The organism is Microbacterium sp. NPDC057741, assembly GCF_042798735.1.
GTDB lineage: Bacteria > Actinomycetota > Actinomycetes > Actinomycetales > Microbacteriaceae > Microbacterium.
This window is the reverse complement of record NZ_JBHVJW010000008.1, coordinates 1-17,894: the sequence shown is the minus strand read 5'-3', so window position 1 is coordinate 17,894 and position 17,894 is coordinate 1. Positions and strand designations below refer to the sequence as shown.

At 68.9% G+C, this 17,894-nt stretch carries 18 protein-coding genes and 2 tRNA genes; 13 read left to right on the top strand and 7 right to left on the bottom strand.

The features are described 5' to 3' along the window. Positions 1-78: 78 nt before the first annotated feature. Positions 79-152: transfer RNA gene (locus tag ACFVDO_RS19045), tRNA-Arg, on the bottom strand. A 93-nt stretch (positions 153-245) separates the two neighbouring features. Between ACFVDO_RS19045 and ACFVDO_RS19040 the strand changes: the two genes are divergently transcribed. Genes ACFVDO_RS19040 through ACFVDO_RS19025 form a run of 4 tightly spaced genes read left to right on the top strand, consistent with a single transcriptional unit; the run spans position 246 to position 4,985 of the window. After that, a complete protein-coding gene (locus ACFVDO_RS19040; RefSeq protein WP_378859759.1) occupies positions 246-776 on the top strand; it encodes an RNA polymerase sigma factor in 531 nt (176 codons plus the stop codon). Then, the gene (locus tag ACFVDO_RS19035; protein WP_378859758.1) at positions 773-1,375 is read left to right on the top strand and encodes a hypothetical protein; all 603 of its coding nucleotides are present in this window, start codon (positions 773-775) and stop codon (positions 1,373-1,375) included. Before ACFVDO_RS19040 ends, ACFVDO_RS19035 begins: the two co-directional genes overlap by 4 nt. Beyond that, on the top strand, positions 1,372-4,284 hold the full coding sequence (locus ACFVDO_RS19030) for a hypothetical protein (protein ID WP_378859757.1): 2,913 nt from the start codon (positions 1,372-1,374) through the stop codon (positions 4,282-4,284). The genes ACFVDO_RS19035 and ACFVDO_RS19030 overlap by 4 nt, the downstream gene beginning before the upstream one ends. Further along, positions 4,281-4,985, top strand: a complete 705-nt coding sequence (locus tag ACFVDO_RS19025) for an ABC transporter ATP-binding protein (RefSeq protein ID WP_378859756.1) — start codon at positions 4,281-4,283, stop codon at positions 4,983-4,985. The genes ACFVDO_RS19030 and ACFVDO_RS19025 overlap by 4 nt, the downstream gene beginning before the upstream one ends. A 60-nt stretch (positions 4,986-5,045) precedes the next feature. Here ACFVDO_RS19025 and ACFVDO_RS19020 read toward each other — a convergent pair whose 3' ends face one another. Together ACFVDO_RS19020 and ACFVDO_RS19015 are read right to left on the bottom strand one after the other, a co-directional pair. Next, on the bottom strand, positions 5,046-5,390 hold the full coding sequence (locus tag ACFVDO_RS19020; protein WP_378859755.1) for an Lsr2 family protein: 345 nt from the start codon (positions 5,388-5,390) through the stop codon (positions 5,046-5,048). 51 nt (positions 5,391-5,441) lie between these two features. Then, complete coding sequence (locus ACFVDO_RS19015; protein WP_378859754.1) at positions 5,442-6,296, bottom strand: LuxR C-terminal-related transcriptional regulator; 855 nt, start codon at positions 6,294-6,296, stop codon at positions 5,442-5,444. Between the two features lie 110 nt (positions 6,297-6,406). Between ACFVDO_RS19015 and ACFVDO_RS19010 the strand changes: the two genes are divergently transcribed. Together ACFVDO_RS19010 and ACFVDO_RS19005 are read left to right on the top strand one after the other, a co-directional pair. Beyond that, a complete protein-coding gene (locus ACFVDO_RS19010) occupies positions 6,407-6,754 on the top strand; it encodes a DUF485 domain-containing protein (RefSeq protein ID WP_378859753.1) in 348 nt (115 codons plus the stop codon). Next, positions 6,751-8,367 (top strand): cation acetate symporter, encoded by a 1,617-nt coding sequence (locus ACFVDO_RS19005; protein WP_378859752.1) that lies wholly within the window; start codon positions 6,751-6,753, stop codon positions 8,365-8,367. The genes ACFVDO_RS19010 and ACFVDO_RS19005 overlap by 4 nt, the downstream gene beginning before the upstream one ends. Positions 8,368-8,511: 144 nt before the next feature. On the opposite strand, the gene ACFVDO_RS19000 is transcribed toward ACFVDO_RS19005, so the two are convergent. Then, positions 8,512-9,033, bottom strand: a complete 522-nt coding sequence (locus tag ACFVDO_RS19000; protein ID WP_378859751.1) for a methylated-DNA--[protein]-cysteine S-methyltransferase — start codon at positions 9,031-9,033, stop codon at positions 8,512-8,514. A gap of 228 nt (positions 9,034-9,261) precedes the next feature. Between ACFVDO_RS19000 and ACFVDO_RS18995 the strand changes: the two genes are divergently transcribed. Together ACFVDO_RS18995 and ACFVDO_RS18990 are read left to right on the top strand one after the other, a co-directional pair. Continuing rightward, positions 9,262-12,939: an AAA family ATPase gene (locus ACFVDO_RS18995; protein ID WP_378886876.1), complete on the top strand. Its 3,678-nt coding sequence runs from the start codon at positions 9,262-9,264 to the stop codon at positions 12,937-12,939. Then, a complete protein-coding gene (locus tag ACFVDO_RS18990; RefSeq protein ID WP_378859749.1) occupies positions 12,932-13,117 on the top strand; it encodes a hypothetical protein in 186 nt (61 codons plus the stop codon). Before ACFVDO_RS18995 ends, ACFVDO_RS18990 begins: the two co-directional genes overlap by 8 nt. A gap of 56 nt (positions 13,118-13,173) precedes the next feature. Here the strand turns inward: ACFVDO_RS18990 and mscL are convergent, their stop codons facing one another. The 3 genes from mscL to ACFVDO_RS18975 are packed head-to-tail and all read right to left on the bottom strand — an operon-like array spanning position 13,174 to position 14,497. Then, entirely contained in the window at positions 13,174-13,578 is a 405-nt protein-coding gene (gene mscL / locus ACFVDO_RS18985) for a large conductance mechanosensitive channel protein MscL (protein ID WP_378859748.1), read from the bottom strand. A 31-nt stretch (positions 13,579-13,609) separates the two neighbouring features. Continuing rightward, a complete protein-coding gene (locus ACFVDO_RS18980; protein WP_378859747.1) occupies positions 13,610-13,885 on the bottom strand; it encodes an FmdB family zinc ribbon protein in 276 nt (91 codons plus the stop codon). 15 nt (positions 13,886-13,900) lie between these two features. Next, the gene (locus tag ACFVDO_RS18975; RefSeq protein ID WP_378859746.1) at positions 13,901-14,497 is read right to left on the bottom strand and encodes a 5-formyltetrahydrofolate cyclo-ligase; all 597 of its coding nucleotides are present in this window, start codon (positions 14,495-14,497) and stop codon (positions 13,901-13,903) included. A gap of 51 nt (positions 14,498-14,548) precedes the next feature. Here ACFVDO_RS18975 and galU point away from each other — a divergent pair, with 51 nt between their 5' ends. From galU to ACFVDO_RS18950, 5 genes are all read left to right on the top strand, one after another. Beyond that, positions 14,549-15,436, top strand: coding sequence for a UTP--glucose-1-phosphate uridylyltransferase GalU (gene galU / locus ACFVDO_RS18970; protein WP_378859745.1), 888 nt, complete (start codon positions 14,549-14,551; stop codon positions 15,434-15,436). Between the two features lie 18 nt (positions 15,437-15,454). Next, positions 15,455-16,120 carry a GNAT family N-acetyltransferase gene (locus ACFVDO_RS18965; protein ID WP_378859744.1) on the top strand — a complete coding sequence of 222 codons (666 nt, stop codon included), beginning with the start codon at positions 15,455-15,457 and terminating at the stop codon, positions 16,118-16,120. Between the two features lie 56 nt (positions 16,121-16,176). Further along, positions 16,177-17,025, top strand: a complete 849-nt coding sequence (locus ACFVDO_RS18960) for a hypothetical protein (protein ID WP_378859743.1) — start codon at positions 16,177-16,179, stop codon at positions 17,023-17,025. Positions 17,026-17,051: 26 nt separating this feature from the next. Continuing rightward, positions 17,052-17,127, top strand: a tRNA-Ala gene (locus ACFVDO_RS18955). 101 nt (positions 17,128-17,228) lie between these two features. After that, the gene (locus tag ACFVDO_RS18950; protein ID WP_378859742.1) at positions 17,229-17,546 is read left to right on the top strand and encodes a hypothetical protein; all 318 of its coding nucleotides are present in this window, start codon (positions 17,229-17,231) and stop codon (positions 17,544-17,546) included. The last annotated feature ends 348 nt before the right edge of the window (positions 17,547-17,894 follow it).

Here is a 17,894-nt window from a genome sequence, read left to right as displayed (position 1 = left end):
TCCTGCGCGACGGGGCCCGGCTGACGAGCGGTGAGGATGTGTAAGGGGCCACCCTCCGGGCGGCCCCTTACACATCCGTGCCCTCGACAGGATTCGAACCTGCGACCTGCCCTTTAGGAGAGGGCTGCTCTATCCAACTGAGCTACGAAGGCGCTGTCTAAGTCTAGAGCGAGAAACTCGCATGTCATGATTCGAGTGCTGCCGACACTTCAGGGTGAGAGCACATCGAGCCATCGCGAGGATGCATGTACGAGACCGACGCCGACGCCGAGCTGATCCGGCTGGCACGACGCGGCGACCGCGGGGCGTTCGCCGCGCTGTACTCGCGGCACGTGAAGCCGGTTTATCTGTATGCCTGGAGCATGCTGCGTGCCGACGATGACGCCGAGGATGCCACCCAGGAGGTCTTCGTCGTCGCCTGGCGGAAGCTGAGGCACATCCGGATCGTGGATTCCTCGGCGCTGCCGTGGTTGCTGGTCACGACCCGGAACCACGCCAGAAACGTGATCCGCGGGCGCCGCGGAGCGCTTCCACTCGATGAGTCGCTGCTGCCCGGCGATGCCACCAGGCAGGAGCGGGTCGAGGAGCTCAGCTGGGTGCGTCAGGCCGTGGATCGGCTCGGCGGCATGGATCAGCGGATCATCCAGCTCTGCCTGGTCGAGGGGTACTCGTACGACGAGGCCGCCGAGCATCTCGGGCTCAGCACGACGGCGCTCGCGAAACGGTTGCAGCGCGCCCGCGCCGGCATCCGCCTGTCGCTGCGAGGTGAGTCATGAGCGAACGGCCCAAGGAGGGCGTCTACCTCGACGCCGCGCTGGCCGTGATCGGCGAGCACGTCGAGGAGCGGATCGACGAACTCGGCCGGCGCCGGCACCGCAGGGCGCGCGCCGGGGTGGCGGCGCTGATCGCCGCGACGCTGCTGAGCGGGTCGGCCGCCGCGGTCGCGATCGTGCAGAGTCAGCGCGCGGAGACCGCGGCACCCGTCGCGGGCGAGTCCGTATCGAGGCAGCTGAGCTGCGTGGAGGGCGCGGATGCCGGGGATCCGGCGTATTTCACCGTCTCCTATCGCATCGACGAAGAGTCCTCCGTCGATGCCATGGCGGTCTGCGCGGCTGCTCGCGCGACCTTGTCATCCGATGCGGCGCGGATCGCGCAGGCGAGTCCTGCGGAGCTGGTCGCGATCGCGACGAACCTGCTTAAGGCGGATGCCGGCGACCCGCTGCGAGTCGAGAGGGCGACGTTCGGCAGCATTTCCGCGATCCCCGCAGCCCCGGAGAACATCTGCGGTGACGGTGACGCGACGGTCGTGCTCGTCGCTCCGACCGAGGCCGGTTCCACAGGCCCGATCGCCGTGTGTTCGGCGGGTTCTCGGTGAGCCGCACGAGTGTGCCGGGGCCGCTGCGTCGCCTCCTGCGGCAGCCGCTGCGTGTGACGTCGGTGGTGCTGCTGTCCACGACCGCGATCGCTGCGGCGGGTGTGCATGGCGGCGCGGCGACGATGCTGGCGAGCACGGTCGATGAGAACTGGCGCGGCGACTACGACATCCTCGTCACCGCGAGCGAACAGCTGGCGGATGTGGACGGGATGCTGCCGCCGAACGCACTCTCCGGTGGCGGAGCGGGGATGAGTCTCAACCAGTGGCAGCGCGTGCAAAAGCTCGACGGGGTGGACGTCGCGGCGCCGATCGGGGAGGTGCTGGTGCCCGCGCTGAAACGCGCCGACGTGTGGCTGGCGATCCCCGAAGAGAAGGTGCGAGCGGCTGCGGCCGCACCGGAGGCCTATCGCCTGACGACGACGTACACGACCGATGACGGTCTGGGGGAGCGGATCGTCGACCGGCGCAGCATCCCGCTGGTCTTCGACGGCACGGCACAGCCGTCGCCCAACGCGGCGGAGATCGAGACCTGCCGTGCGAATGCTGGAACTGTGGCGTTCGGCCTCACCGATACTGTGCAGGTCAACGTCGATCCCGCGCGCTACCCCGCGCTCGTCGAGAACATGTGCGGTGCCTCCGGGTGGCGGATATTCGGGACCGGCCCTTCGGTGAACTTCCCGTCCGACGACGCGTGGAGTTCGCGATTCGCGAGATCCGGTGATGACGCCATCGCCTTCAATCTGCCTGCCGTTCCGGACTCGACCACTCGCATCACACTGGTCGATCCGGAATCGGAACGGCACCTGCTCGGTGATCGCGGGGCGTTCCTCGACCCGCTCATCGATGTCGACACGACCACACGCGTCGACATCGATCGGGTGTCGTCCTGGGCAGAGCAGAAGGGCGGCACGTCCGCGGAGCAGCTCGAGGGGATGCTGCGCGACCTGATCCACCCATCCGACTCCGATGAGGAGACGGTCCGCGAGTGGCGGCAGCTGTACGCGGAGAACGATCTCGACTACGACGCCGCGATCCGAGCGAGTTTCGAGGGCGAGGGAATCACGCCGCTGATCGTCAACGAGGCGCAGATCGCCCAGCTCACCGTGCGGGTGGATCTGGAGGCATTCGGCCCGACGGAGCACGCTGCCGCTCTCGGCTACGTCGTGCCCGAGAGCGTGACGTCCGGCGCTCCGGGCGTGGAGATCGGGAGCACCGCGGGGGACGTCTCGGGCATCCTGAATCCGTTCTCGTCCGCGGCCGATGTGCTCACCTGGCCCGGCGAGGACGCGGGGGCGAAGGAAGACGTGACGCTGTCGGCGTACGGCCGGTACCTGCGCGTCGTCGGCAAGCAGGAGGGCGCCGGTTTCGGCGAGGCGCCCGGCGGGGGCGTTCGTCTGGACGCCACCGGATTCATCGATCCGATGCGACCGGCGAACACGCCCGAGGGAAAGCTCCACATCGTCGGCGACGGCACCCGGCCCGGTGTCGAGTCGATGTACGCCGAGCCGAGGATCATCAGCGACGCCTCGACGCGGAACGAGGACTACTCGCTGGCACTGCCGATCGGCTCGTTCGATCCCGCAGACCTCGGTGTCGACGAGGACGCGGCCGACCACGTGCCGCTCGGGGCGTATGCTCCCGTCGGCACCACGCTCACCGCGGGCGACCACGCCGGCACCACGATGCGTCCGAGCCTGTCCGGCCTCGGTCTGGTCTCCGCCCGCACGGTGGCGATCGGGTCCATCCACTCCGCGGCCTATTGGAACGACAAGGCCCCGATCAGCGCCATCCGCGTGCGCGTCGCCGGTATCGACGGTTACGACGATGCCGGGCGGCAGCGTGTGATCGAGGTCGCGCGCAGCATCGAGCGGCTCGGTCTCACGGCGACGATCGTCGCGGGGTCGAGTCCGGCCGATGCTGATGTGCACGTGAACGGCTACGCGTTCGGAACGGACGATCCGGCCGGGAGTCAGGAAGTCGCGACCCTGGGCACGATGACCCAGAAATGGTCGGAGCTGGGGGCTGCTGCACGGGTGTCCCTGTCGATCTCCGCGGCTTCCTGGGCGGTCCTCGCGATCGCCCTGGGCGCGGGAGTCCTCATGATGATCGCGACACAGCTCGCGGCCGTCCCAGGCCGCCGCGACCAATCGCTCGTGATGCGTGAGATCGGGTTCCGGCGGTCCCGGATCATGCGGTGGTTCGCGGGTGAGGAACTGCCCGGGATCCTCGTGGTCTTCGCGATCGCACTCGGTGCGTGGCTGCTGTCGGGACGGAGCGCAGTCAGCACGATCTCGTCCGTGGTTGCCATGGCCGCGATCACCGTCGGAGCCGGGATCGCCGTCGTGTCCGCGTCACGCACCCGGTCCCCGGGAACGAGGGACGCGCGCTCCCGCACTCACGGGGCACGCACTGTGTTCGGATTCGGAATCCGTCAGTTGGGCGTGCACCCGCTGACGGCGGTCGTGCAGCTCGTCGCGATCGTCGTGATCGGGCTAGCTGCCGGCGCGGTGGCGGAGTCCGCGCGCACCGGGCAGTCCGCGATCGGCCTCAGCAGTCTCGCCGTGCTGGTCGCCGCTCAGCAGCTCGGCCCGCAGCTGGTGCTCGGTGGCATCGGGGTCATCGGCGGTGTGCTGCTCGCGCGGATCACCCGTCGGACGGACCTCGCCCGGCGCGCGGAGCAGTGGGAGGCGCTTCGCGCGATGGGTTGGACCGGCCGGCAGATCGCACGCGCCCAGCGCGCCGAGGGGCTGGCGATCGCGCTTCCGGCGCTGCTCGTCGTCGCCGTGATCGTGACGACGGCGATCACCTTTCTCGAGGTGGCCTGGTACTCCGCGGCGATCGCGCTCGCCGCAGGCGCACTGAGTGCACTTGTCACGTTCGCATTCCGTCCACGAGGAGCTTCACGATGACAACGCATGCGCAGGATGCCGCAGCGGACAGGTCCATTCCCGATCGCGGCGGAGCCGCACTCGAACTGCGCGGGGTCGGGGTCCAGTTCGAGCGCCCTGGTGCCGATCCGCTGCGCATCGTCGCCGACTACGACCTGGCGCTCGAGCGCGGGAGCATGCACTGTCTCGCCGGGCGCAGCGGGTCGGGCAAGACCAGCATCCTGCGCGTCGCCGCAGGGCTCGTCCCGCCCGCTGCGGGCTCGGTGCGCTGGGAGGGGATGGAGATCACCGGACTCGCCGATGACGTCGTCACCACGCGACGACGGCAGCACGTCGGGTATCTCGACCAGCGTGGCAGTCTGGTGCCCGGACTCACCGCGCTCGAGAACGTGCTTCTGCCCGCGGTGCCGGACCGGCGCACCAGGGCTCTGTCACGCCGCGCACGCGACCTGCTGCACAGGCTCGGCGTCGGCCCGCGGGCGACGCACTACCCGGATCGGCTCTCCGGGGGCGAACGCCAGCGCGTCGCGTTCGCACGGGCGCTGCTGCTCGAGCCGGCGGTGATCATGGCTGATGAGCCGACCGCGAGCCTGGACCGTGCGACGGCCGATCAGCTCATCGCGTTGCTGCGCGGGCTCGCCGAGGACGGCATCGCCGTGCTGGTCGCGTCGCACGACGGGCACCTCATCGATGCGGCGGACAGCACGACGGTTCTGGCCTGACGCCGGACACGACGAAGGCCCGGACCCGCGTCCTGCGGGATCCGGGCCTTCGCTGATGAGTCAGTGCGCTGCGCGGTACGCGTCGACGACCTCTGCAGAGATGCGACCGCGCTCGGACACCTTGTACCCGTTCGCGCCCGCCCACTCGCGGATGGCCGCGGTGTCGGGGTTGCGGGGGGCGCTCCTGCGCGTCGAGGTCGTGCGGCCGGCGCCGGCCGAGCCTGCGCGGCGCCCCGCCTGGATGTAGGGAGCAAGCGCTGCGTGGAACTCCTCCGCGTGCGCGTCGTTCAGATCGATCTCGTAGGCGGTGCCGCCGATCGAGAAATGGATGGTTTCACCGTCGCCGACTTCGAGCAGGGTTCCGTCGATATCGTCGACCAGTTGATGCACAATTCTACGAGCCATGTCGACAAACGTAAGGGAGGGAATTCGAATCGGCAAGAATTCCCGCGCGTTTCATGGAAGAAGATTCGCGCGCCTGGCGCGGGCGACGGCGGAATGCCGGGTGGAGGCGTCGAGTTTCGACATCGCCGTCCCGAGATATGCCTTCACAGTTCCCTCTCGAAGGCCCAATTGCGCAGCGATCTCGGCATTCGTGGAACCGAGCGCGGCACAGGAGAGCACGTCGAGTTCTCGAGGAGACAGATGCACGGTCGGAATCGGGGAGGTCAGTGGCGGAAGGGAGTCTCCGGTGAGCGCGAGCAGGCGGCGCTCCACGCCGCCCAGGCGCTCGCGCAGCTCCGCGTCGTCGACCGAGGCGGCGACACTGCGCAGCTCTGCGAAGCTCTCGCGCAGCTCCTCCTTCTGCGACGGGGCGAGGTCGACCGGCGCCGACAGTGACGCGATGCGCCGATCGACCTCATCCCTGATGCGCAGCTCGCTCGAGAGCGACTGGGCCACTGTCATCGCGGGTGCTGTGGTGATGCCGCCGATCTGCGACTCGTCCCACGCGCCGGCGTAGAGCACCCCGCGGGGCCGGCCGCCGACGATGATCGGCACCGCGAGCAGCGTCCTCAGGCCCTCGCCGAGCACGAACATGTCGTAGTCGTGGGTGATCTGCTGCGAGGTGCGGTAGTTGTTGGTCATGCGCGGACGCAGCTCGGTCATGGCGCGTCCGCCGAGGCCGCGATCCGGGCGCACCCGCAGGCCGTCGAGGCTGCGCGTGCGGTTGCCGACGATGCTGGTGACCGAGACGACGCCGCGCTCCACCAGTCCGCCGAACGCGACCGGGAATCGGGTGCGGCGGGAGAGCTCGCGCACCGCGCCGGCGACGAGTTGCTCTTCGGACTCCAGCTGCGAAGTCGTGTTCACCGAGTACCAACTTTCGGGGGTGACGACACCGTTCCGCCCTTTCGTAGCGTCGACCCTATCACCCGTGCGGCACGCCCGTGCGTGCCCATGACATGCGGCAAGGAGGCCTCATGACAGATCTGAATGACCCCGTTCCCCCGGACGGGATCGACTACATCGCGGTGCAGGATTCGGAGCAGTTCCAGACGCTCAAGAAGACGCAGCGCTCGTTCATCTTCCCGCTGGCTGCGTTCTTCCTCATCTGGTACTTCGCCTATGTGCTGCTCGCCGCTTTCGCGACGGAATTCATGAGCCAGCGCGTGTGGGGAGACATCACCGTCGGGCTGCTATTCGGTCTCGGTCAATTCGTCACCACATTCGTGATCACGATGTGGTACGTCTCCTTCGCCAACAAGAAGCTGGATCCGCAGGCATCAGCGATCAGGGATGAACTCGAGAAGGTGCAGGCTGACGCATGAACATCCATTCCGCAGTCACCGCCGTCGAGAACGATCCTGTTCTGAACATCGCGATCTTCGGCGCATTCGTCGCGGTGACGCTGTTCATCGTGATCCGGGCCAGCCGGAACAACAAGACCGCCGCGGACTACTACGCGGCCGGTCGCTCGTTCAGCGGCCCGCAGAACGGCTTCGCCATCGCCGGCGACTACCTGTCGGCGGCTTCCTTCCTCGGCATCTGCGGCGCGATCGCCGTGAACGGCTACGACGGCTTCCTGTACTCGATCGGATTCCTCGTCGCCTGGCTGGTCGCACTGCTGCTGGTCGCGGAGATGATGCGCAACACCGGCAAGTTCACAATGGCCGACGTGCTCTCGTTCCGCCTGAAGCAGCGGCCGGTGCGCATGGCTGCGGCGATCACGACCCTCGTGGTCTGCTTCTTCTACCTGCTCGCGCAGATGGCGGGTGCGGGCGGCCTCGTCTCGCTGCTGCTCGGCATCGACAGCCACATCGGGCAATCGATCGTGATCGCCGTCGTCGGCGTGCTGATGATCGTCTACGTGCTGATCGGCGGCATGAAGGGCACCACGTGGGTGCAGATAGTCAAGGCGGTCCTGCTCATCGCCGGCGCGATCGCAATGACGATCTGGGTCCTCGCGCTGAACGGCTTCAACCTGAACACGCTGCTCGAGTCGGCCGTCGCTGTGGCGCCCTCGGGCGACAAGATCCTCGGTCCTGGTCTGCAGTACGGAGCGAACCCGGTCGACTTCCTGTCGCTCGGCATGGCACTGGTGCTCGGCACCGCCGGCCTGCCGCACGTGCTGATGCGCTTCTACACGGTCCCCACCGCGAAGGAGGCCCGTCGTTCGGTGGTCTGGGCGATCTGGCTGATCGGCATCTTCTATCTGCTGACTCTGGTGCTCGGCTACGGGGCCGGTGCGCTGGTCGGCCCGGAGAAGATCCTCGCGGCACCGGGCGGCGTGAACTCGGCTGCCCCGCTGCTCGCGCAGGCGCTCGGCGGCCCGATCCTCATGGGCTTCATCTCCGCGGTGGCCTTCGCGACGATCCTCGCGGTCGTCGCCGGCCTGACGATCACTGCGGCAGCGTCGTTCGCGCACGACATCTACGCGAACGTGATCAAGCGCGGCAAGAAGGGTGACGGAGTCCCCGACCCGAACGGCGAGGTGAAGGTCGCGCGCCGCACGGTGATCGTGATCGGCATCGTGGCGATCGTGGGTGGTATCGGGGCGCAGAACCAGAACATCGCGTTCCTGGTGGCGCTCGCCTTCGCGGTCGCGGCCTCGGCGAACCTGCCGACCATCCTGTACTCGCTGTTCTGGAAGAGGTTCAACACCCGTGGCGCGGTCTGGAGCATGTATGGCGGCCTGATCGCGGCGATCGCCCTGATCGTGATCTCCCCGGTGTTCTCGGGCTCGGAGAAGTCGATGATCCCGGGCATCGACATCGCGATCTTCCCGCTGAACAACCCGGGCATCATCTCGATCCCGCTGGGCTTCTTCCTGGGCTGGCTGGGAACGGTCACGTCGAAGGCGGCCGAGTCCCGCGAGCTGGCTGCCGAGATGGAGGTGCGCTCGCTTACCGGCTTCGGAGCCGAGAAGGCCGTGGAGCACTAGATCCCCACGCCCACTCCACGCATCGCTGCGCGCTGCGCGGAGCCTCCGGGCGCGTGGCCCCTGACCGGAGCCATGTGTCCGGAGACACGGGAGACACTCATACGCGGACCCCGGCGGCCTACACACCGGGGTCCGCGTCGTTCCTCAGGCGGCCGCCTGCTGCTCGAGATCGAGCAGGAACCGCTTGCGCTCAGGATGCGCACCATAGTGACCGGGTGTTCCGTCTGAGCGGATCACCCGGTGCACCGGCACCACGATCGAGAACGGAGTGTTCCGGCACGCAGTGCCGACTGCTCGCGCCGCGCCGGGGCTGCCGGCGAGCACGGCGACCTCCCCGTAGCTGAGGGTCTCGCCCCACGGGATGCCGCAGATGGTCTGCAGCGCCGCGCGCGGGAAGCCGTCGATCAGGCGCCAGTCCAGTCGCACCCGCTCGTCGAGCCGGATCGGCTCGCCCTCGAAGTACTGGTCGAGCAGGTGCGCGAGCTCATCGGCCGCGCCAGGATCGGGCTGCGGCAGCGCGTGCAGCCGTTGGGAGATCTCGTCGAGCAGCCACGGCGCACGCGGATCGACGGTCTCGGAGAGGTCGAGCGCGACGAGGCCGTCGGGGGAGAAGACGGCGAGGGCGTCGCCGAACGGCGTCGGCGCGAAGTCGTAGCGGAAGGTCATGACTCCATCCTGTCGCCGTGCGGGTTCTTCGCGCAGTGATCGCCTGCGGCATCCTCGTCTCGGTGGAGAACTCATCACCTCGAGCGGCCTGTGCAGGACGAGTCGAAAACCCCGGGAATACGGGAAAGCGGCCAGGGATACCAGCGCAGGCGCATCGTCGCGCCTAGTCTGTGACGTGTGTGGCGACGTGAAGGGAAACCGGCGGGAGACGCAGAGACGGATGCCGCGGTGACCCTGGGCGAGCTCGGAGAGACGGGCACCGGGGTCGATATCGCGCATGCCGCCGAAGCCGAGCGCACCCGCCTGCGTGCCGAGGCGGCCGACCTCGGCGGACTGTCCTCACTCACCGGCTTCCGCGACCGCGGCGACAACGGGATCGACATCTCCAAGGCGCATCCCGGGAGCCTGCCGCAGTTCATCACCGGACGCTCCACCCTGCTCTCGAACCTGTTCCGCGACGAAGTCGGGCTGCGAACCGCGCGTCTGTCGGCGGAGCGGATCACGGCGCGCAACACCGAGCTGCGCACGGTCCGCGGCATCGACGCGGTGCGACTGGCCGTCGGGCTCGCCCGCTGGCGCATCGGAGGCGCGGACTTCTCGGCACCTGTGCTGCTCCGGCCGCTCGCGATCCGCCGGCATCATTCCGACTTCGAGCTCAAGCTGCACGGCTCCTTCGCGGTGAACCCCGAGCTCGTACGTCTGGTGCGCGAGCACTTCGGGCTCTCGCTCGACGCCGCCGACCTCGCCGCACTGGCCTATGACGGCGGGATCTTCAAACCGCAGCCCGTCATCGACCAGCTCCGCGCGCTGACCAAGCACATCGACACGTTCGCCGTGCAGCCGCGGCTGGTGGTCTCCACGTTCGCCGATGTCGCCAGTCCGATGGTCCGTGACATGGCCGACCTGGACCATCCGGTGCTGAACGCGCTCGCCGGTCATGTCGACGACCGTGAGAGCCTGGTCGGACGGCGCGCCGAGGCGAGTCGCGCAGCGGCGCCCGTGAGCAGCCCGGATGACCGTGCACCGGCATCCGACACGCTGCTGCTCGACGCCGACGGAGAACAGGAAGCCGTCCTGGCACGGATCGTCGCCGGTCAGTCGCTGATCGTCGCGACGCTGCCGGGCACGGGCGGAACCCAGACGGTCATCAACGCGCTCGGCGAGCTGGTGCGCGCGGGCAAGAGGGTCCTCGTCGTCTCCGCGCGCCGATCCACCCTGCACGGTGTGCGGCACCGGCTGGGCGGCATCGGCCTGGACGGACTCGCTGCGTCCCCGGCATCCGTCCGCCGCGACCTCGTGCGGGCGATCGCGCGCTGTGAGAAGGCCTCCCAGCCGAAGGTCGCCGACGTGGACGACGCCCTGGTGCGCCTGCGCACCGTGCTGCGCTCGTATCGTCATGCGCTGGTCTCGCCGGTCGGCTCGACCGGCGCCTCGGTGCTGGATGCCACGCGCAATCTGACCCGCCTCGCACTGCTCGAGGTGCCGCCGTCCACCACGGCGCGACTCTCGCTGCCGACGCTGGAGCGGCTGGCGGGCGAGCGCGGCGCCGCCGCCGACCGCCTCACTCAGGCGGCACGGCTCGGCGAGTTCCGGTTCGGACCGGACGACTCGCCCTGGTACGGCGTGAGCTTCGCGACCACCGAGGCAGCGCGCAGCGCGCACGCGCTCGCCGGACGCCTGCACAGCACCGCGGTCCCTGCGCTGCTCGAGCGAGGGTACGAGCTGATCGCGCAGACCCGTATGCGTCCGTTCGCGACCATCGACGAGCTGGGGGAGTACCTGCGGCTGCTGCAGGGCATCAGGGACACTCTCGACAGGTTCAGCCCGACGGTGTTCGAACGGCCCCTCGGCGAGCTGATCCAGGCGCACGGCTCGCGCCGGGACTCGCCGGGTATGTCGGCGGTATCCCGTCGCCAGCTCAAGCGGCTGGCGCGCGAGTACGTCCGACCGGGCGCGCACGTCACCGAGATGCACGAGGCGCTGCTGCGCATCCAGCAGCAGCGCACGCAGTGGCAGCGCTACGTCGAGGCCGGCGTCGCACCCGAGGTGCCGCTCGGACTCGCCGACGTGCAGGTCGCCTGGCAGCGCGTGCACGCCGAGCTCGCTGAGCTGGATGCCGCGATCGGCCGACGCGAGCCGCTCTCGTCCCTCCCCGTCGATCGGCTCGTACGTACGCTCTCGGGCCTGGCAGCGAAGTCCGACGTGTTCGACAACCTCGTCGAGAGGGCGACGCTTCGTGACGAGCTCGACGCGCTCGGGCTGGAGCCGCTGCTGACCGAGCTCTCGGTTCGGCACGTGCCGGAGGAGCGCGTCGCCGACGAACTGGAGTTCGCGTGGTGGCAGTCGCTGCTCGAGCGCTCGCTGCAGGAGGACCGCGCCCTGCTGGGAGCCAACACCGCGGTCATCGACCGGCTCGAGAAGGACTTCCGGCTCGTGGACGAGGCGCACGCCGCGATGTCGGGACCGCTTCTGGCGTGGAATCTCGCGAACCAGTGGCGCATCGCGGTGGTCGATGAGCCGCAGGAGGCTCGGCACCTGCGCAGCGCACTGAAGCACGGACAGGCGAGCGCGGCGGAGATCGTCGCGGCCGCACCCCGGCTGACCGAGGTGCTCGCGCCGGTGTGGATCTCGTCGCCCTACGAGGTGCCCGACATCCCCGAGCAGATCCGGTTCGACACCGTGCTGCTGGTCGATGCCGCGGCGATCAACCTCGCCGAGGCGGCTCCCGCCATCCGTCGCGGACGGCAGGTCGTCGCCTTCGGGGATCCTGTGACCCAGCGTCCGACGCCGTTCGAGGTCGCCACCGACCGCGACGAATCCTGGGAGCCCGAGGTCGCCTTCGACGACGTCTCGGTGTTCGAGCGGCTCGCGGAGCTCTTCCCGGTGACGACGCTGACCCGTAGCTACCGTGCCGGCGGCGAGGACCTCGCCGAGCTGATCAACGATGCCTTCTACGGCGGCGAAATCGTGTCGCTGCCCTGGGCGGGCTCGTACCTGGGCCGCGGCAGTCTGACCGTCGACTACGTCGAGGGCGGCGTCGGAGCCCCCGACCCCGTGACCGGCGCGGTGGAGAGCCCGGATGCCGAGGTCGCCAGGGTCGTCACACTGGTCGTCGAGCACGCCGTGCACCGGCCGGACGACACGCTCATGGTCGTGACCGCGAGCCGTCGGCACGCAGAGCGCGTGCGAGCGGCGGTGACGACGGCGTTCGCGGGACGCTCGGATGTCGCCGGCTTCGTCGGCCGCGACACGGCGGAGCCCTTCGCGGTGCTCACGCTCGAGGAGTCGGTCGCGGAGAGCCGTGACCGCGTGATCTTCTCGCTGGGCTACGGCCTGACCAAGCACGGCCGGGTGCTCAGCGACTTCGGGGACCTGTCCTCTGCCGACGGCGAGCGGCTGCTCACGGTCGGGATGACGCGGGCGCGTCGCTCGATGGTGATCGTGTCGTCGATCCGGCCGTCGTCGTTCGACGAGGGTCGGCTGGAGTACGGTGCTGCGACGCTGATGTCGATCCTCGGCGGACTCGCCGTGCGCGGCCGCGACGCACGGCTCGAGGATCTCGCCGACCCGCTGACGCTGGCCCTGGCCCGAGAGCTGCGCCGGCTCGGAGCATCCGTCGACGTGGACTACCGCGGCCTGCTGCCGCTGGTCGCCCAGTACGCAGGCAAGGCCGTCGTGATCGAACCCGATCCCGAGTCGCGCGGCGAGTCGCTGCGCGAGAGCCTGCGCCTGCGCCCGCATGTGCTGCGCAGGCTGGGCTGGCACTACGTGCGTGTGCACGCCTTCGATCTGTACAGCGACCCGGCGGGCGTCGCGGCGCGCATCGCCGAGGTGCTCGGCATCTCGCCCGAGACCGCGCGAGCCGAGCACGACACCGAGCCGATGGATTTCGGGGCGGATGGCTGACGACGAGCGTCAGCATGTCGTGCGGGTCCCCGGTTCACGCCGCGCGAAGCTGACCCCTGCGCCCGACACCTGGGCTGAGCCGGATGAACGGGATCGGGATGCCGCGGAATCCGCGGCATCCGATGACAAGGGGCCCAACGACGAGCGGATGCGGCGCGAGGTGCCGCCGCACTACTGAGACGCCCTGATACGAAGAAGGCCGCCCCGGTGGGACGGCCTTCTCGACGACGTTCGTCAGTTCGCGGCGTTCTTGCGCAGGGCGTCGCGGATCTCGATGAGCAACTCCTGCTCGGAGGGAAGGGTCTCTTCCTCGACGGCCGGGTTCTTCGCGGCCTGGAACTCCTTGTACTTGTTCATCGGCAGGACCAGCGCCACGTAGACGACCAGCGCGGTGGCCAGGAACGTGATGACCGCAGAGATGATCGCGCCGATGCCCAGGTGGACCTCTGCGAACAGTCCCGGGAAGTCGATCGTCCACTTCGCCAGGTCTCCACTGGGCACGAACGCGCCCAGAAGCGGGTTGATGATGGCTTCGACGAGCGAATTCACGACCGCGGCGAACGCCGCGCCGATCACGACCGCCACAGCGAGGTCGATGACGTTCCCCTTGGTGATGAATTCCTTGAAACCCTTGATCATGGATGTTCCCCCTGTTTCTTGGTGTCTGGCCTCAGTTCGAGGCCGAAGCCTTCGAAGCGGCCGATCCGGCCGACGACGAGGCCGTCTTCGATGATGCCGAATCCGAGCTCGATCCGCCAGAACCGGAACCCTTTCGCGAGTCGGTGCGGTAGAAGCCGGAGCCGTTGAAGGTGACGCCGATGGAGCCGTACTGCTTGCGCAGCGCGCCGCCGCACTCCGGGCAGACGGTGAGCGCCGCGTCGGAGAAGCTCTGGACGGCGTCGAAACTGTGCCCGCATGAGGTGCAGGCGTAGGCGTAGGTGGGCAAGGTTCCCCCGGGTGTTCAGTGCTGCGGCAGGGGCAGCGTGACGGTCTGCGTGGGGGTGACGACGCCGGTCACCGGCTGGTCGTGCACCTCGCTCGGCAGCGATTCGAGTACCTCGGAATCATAGATCACCGCGTAGACGGGCGGGCAGCGCTCCATCGATCCGATGGTCTTGTCGTAGTAGCCGCGGCCCCAGCCGAGCCGCATCCCGCCGCGGTCGACCGCAGCCGCGGGGATGATCATGAGGTCCACGTCGTTCACGGCGATCGGTCCGAGCACCTCGCCGGTCGGCTCGGGCAGGCCGAACATCCCCTCGGTGACCTCGTCGGAGTCGTCTGCGACGGCCCAGTCGAGCAGCCCGTCGGTACGAGTGACCGGCAGCAGAACCCGGATGCCGCGCGCCACGGCCCCGCGGACGAACTCCCAGGTGCCGGGTTCGGTGGTGGTGGAGAGGAAGCATGAGACCGACGATGCGCCGTGCGCGGCGACCAGCGCGTCCAGCTGCTCCGTGATGCCGGATGCCGCTGCTTCTCGCTGTGCGTCCGAGAGCAGCTGCCTGCGCTCCCGCAGCTCCGCCCGCAGCGCGCGCTTCTCCTGCTCGACCTCGTTCGGCATGCCTCCGATCTTACAGGCGGCCTGCGTCGGCCTCCCCGCTAAGCTGGCCGAATGGCGAAGTCCCCCATGAAGGCTGTCATCCCTGCGGCGGGTCTCGGCACGCGTTTCCTCCCCGCCACCAAGGCGATGCCCAAGGAGATGCTGCCCGTCGTCGACAAACCGGCGATCCAGTACGTGGTCGAAGAGGCGGCGAACGCCGGCATCGACGATGTCCTCGTCATCATCGGACGCAACAAGAACGCCATCTCGAACCACTTCGACTCCGTGCCGGAGCTCGAGGTGAAGCTCATGGAGAAGGGCGACACCGGTCGTCTCGAGCGCGTGGTGGCGTCGAGCGACATCGCCGACATCCACTTCGTCCGTCAGGGCGAGCCGAAGGGCCTCGGCCACGCGGTGCTGCGCGCCCGCACCCATGTCGGAGACAGCTCGTTCGCCGTGCTGCTGGGCGACGATCTGATCGACGAGCGCGACCCGCTGCTGGTGAACATGATCGCCGCGCACGAGCGCACCGGTGCCGCCGTCATCGCGCTCATGGAGGTCGACCCCGCCAGCATCCAGATGTACGGGGCGGCGGCCGTCGAGCCAACCGGCGACGACGGCGTCGTGCGCGTCACAGGGCTCGTCGAGAAGCCGGCGCCAGAGGATGCCCCGTCGAATCTCGCCGTGATCGGGCGGTACGTGCTGCCGGCATCCGTGTTCGAGGTCCTGGAGCACACGCCGCCGGGCAAGGGCGGCGAGATACAGCTCACGGATGCGCTGCAGGAGCTCGCGACCACGCCCGGCGGTCCGGGCGTCGTGGGCGTGATCTTCCGCGGTCGCCGCTACGACACCGGCGATCGGGTCGACTACATCAAGGCGATCGTCCAGCTCGCCTCCGACCGCGACGACCTGGGGCCCGAGCTGCGACCCTGGTTGAAGGAGTTCGCGGAGCGCCTCTAGGCGATCGCGCAGACGGCCATGCCCTTCGACACCCCGGCACCCCTGCAGCACGGCCCGATCGGGCTGCGCCTGGTGCGCTCCCGTGACGCCCGCATCCTGCAGCACGAGCTGCTCGCGAACCGCTCCTGGCTGCAGCCCTGGGAGGCGACCATCCCCGGTGGTGTCCCCACCTTCGATATGCGCGTCGGCATCCGCCGGCTGCTGCAGCAGTACCGCGACGGTGCGGGCTACCCGTTCGTCATGGAATACGACGGCGAGATCGCCGGGCAGCTCAACGTGTGGGGCATCGCCCGGGGGTCGCTGTGCTCGGCGACCATCGGGTACTGGGTCAGCGAGCGCTTCGCGGGCAAGGGAGTCACTCCCACCGCGGTCGCCCTCGCCACCGACGCCTGTTTCACGCAGTTCGGACTGCACCGCATGGAGATCTGCATCCGGCCTGAGAATCGCGCCAGCCTGCGGGTCGTGCAGAAGCTCGGGTTCCGGTATGAGGGGCTGCGCCGCCGCTACATCCACATCGACGGCGACTGGCGCGACCACCACGCGTTCGCACTCACGTCGGAGGACGTCCCGCAGGGCGTGCTGGCCCGGTGGCTGCAGGGCGGGGTGCCGAAGGATGCCGGGGCGGTGCCCCCGCTCCCGAACGCACCCGGACGGGATTCCTCGCCCGGTCCGATTCCCGGCTGAGGCGACACGCGAGGCGCTGCGCACGGCACGCCGACGCGGTCGCTTACCGTTGAGCTATGAACGGGCCGGTTCTGAGTGGGGGAGTGATCGTCCTCGTAGCCGCGCTGCTGTGGATGCTCTACCTGCTGCCCAGCTGGCGCGGCCGCTATCAGTACAACGCCGCCGAGCGGAACGCAGTGCGGCTGAATCAGGCCCTCAGAGTGCTCGCCGAGACCAGCGAGACGCCCGAGGAGGTGCGTCTCGAGCTGAACGCCCGCACCGCTCTGGCGCAGCAGAGGCTGGCCAAGCGGGTGCAGAACGAGCGGGAGAACGTGGAGCTCGCCAGACTGCGCGAGGAGCTCGCCGCGACCCGCAACGATCCTGTGCTGCGACAGGCGCGTGCTCGCCGCCGGACGCGCCAGGTGGCGCTGGGCGTCCTGCTGCTCGGAATCGGCATGAGCGGTATCGGCGCATGGCAGCTGGTGGCGACTGGAGGCTTCGGGTGGCTGATCGCGGGGGGAGTGACCATGCTCACCGGCATCGTCGTGCTGGTGCAGATGGGTCGCGTCGCCGCACGAGTCCACCGACGGGTCGTGACGCCCGAGGTCGCGGATGTCCGTGTGTCCCCGCCCCTGCACGACCAGGGCGCAGCGACCTGGACGCCCAGGCCGGTGCCGCAGTCGATGGCACAGGTCGCCGGCTCACGCACGCAGGTGGCGCAGGCCCAACTGGAAGCTCAGCAAGAGCTGCGGCGCGCGGCGCGGCGGGAAGAACTCCGCCGACGCGCCGAAGAGATCGCCCCGCCCGAGCCGGTGAGCCTGCCCGCTGCCGAGAGCGCCTCACCCTACGCGCGGATGGGTTTCGTCGACGACGCCGAGATCGAGGCGCACGTGCGTCAGCTGCTCGAGCGGCGTGCGGCCGGTTGAACACGTGATAGTGTTGCTGAGTCCTCGGGCCCATGGCGCAGTTGGTAGCGCGCTTCGTTCGCAATGAAGAGGTCGGGGGTTCGAATCCCCCTGGGTCCACCAGATCGAAAAGCCCCGGCAATCGCCGGGGCTTTTCGCGTCTCTGTCCACGCCGTGCCGCGAGAGCGGTGGGCATCGGCCGTGATCTTTGCGAGGATCGTGGCATGTCGAGTGACGCGCCCATCGGCGGCGAGGCCGAGCAGATCACCACCAGTGCGACGACAGAGCCACGTCGCAGCGCCATCGGGTTCGTGGGGACTGCGCTGGCGGTGATCGGAACGGTCGGGATCTGCACACCGTGGATCCTCCCCGAGCTGCTCGGCGGACTGGTCCTGGTGGTCGGTTTCGTCCTGTCGATCGTCGCGGTGTTCCGCCGACCGCGGTGGGCCGGCATCGCGGGTATTGCGATCAGCGTGATCGGCACGCTCGCTGCGGGGGTGTTCTTCGCGCAGGGGTTCATCGCCGGCTACACCGGCGCCTGACCCGCGTCGATCCGGGGGAGCAGCGCGCGACACGCCAGAGCGTCGGAGTCGATTTGCCCGATCCTCGGGATCCGCGTAAGTTATTACCTGTTCGCCCCAAGCGGTTGAGCGAAAGGCCGGAAGGCCCAGCTCCCCACCAAGCGGCGGACATGCTTCCTCCTCCTTCGATCCGTCGGTTTGACAGATCGGGCGAGATGGATAAGATAGTGAAGTTGCCCTGCGCGTCTCCTCCAGGTTCTGGTGGGTGTGTGGGTGCGTCCGATCCTTGAGAACTCAACAGCGTGCACTTGTCAAATGCCAAATAACCTCGCCTCGGCTTCGGCTGGGGGAGATTCCTTTGGATCAAAG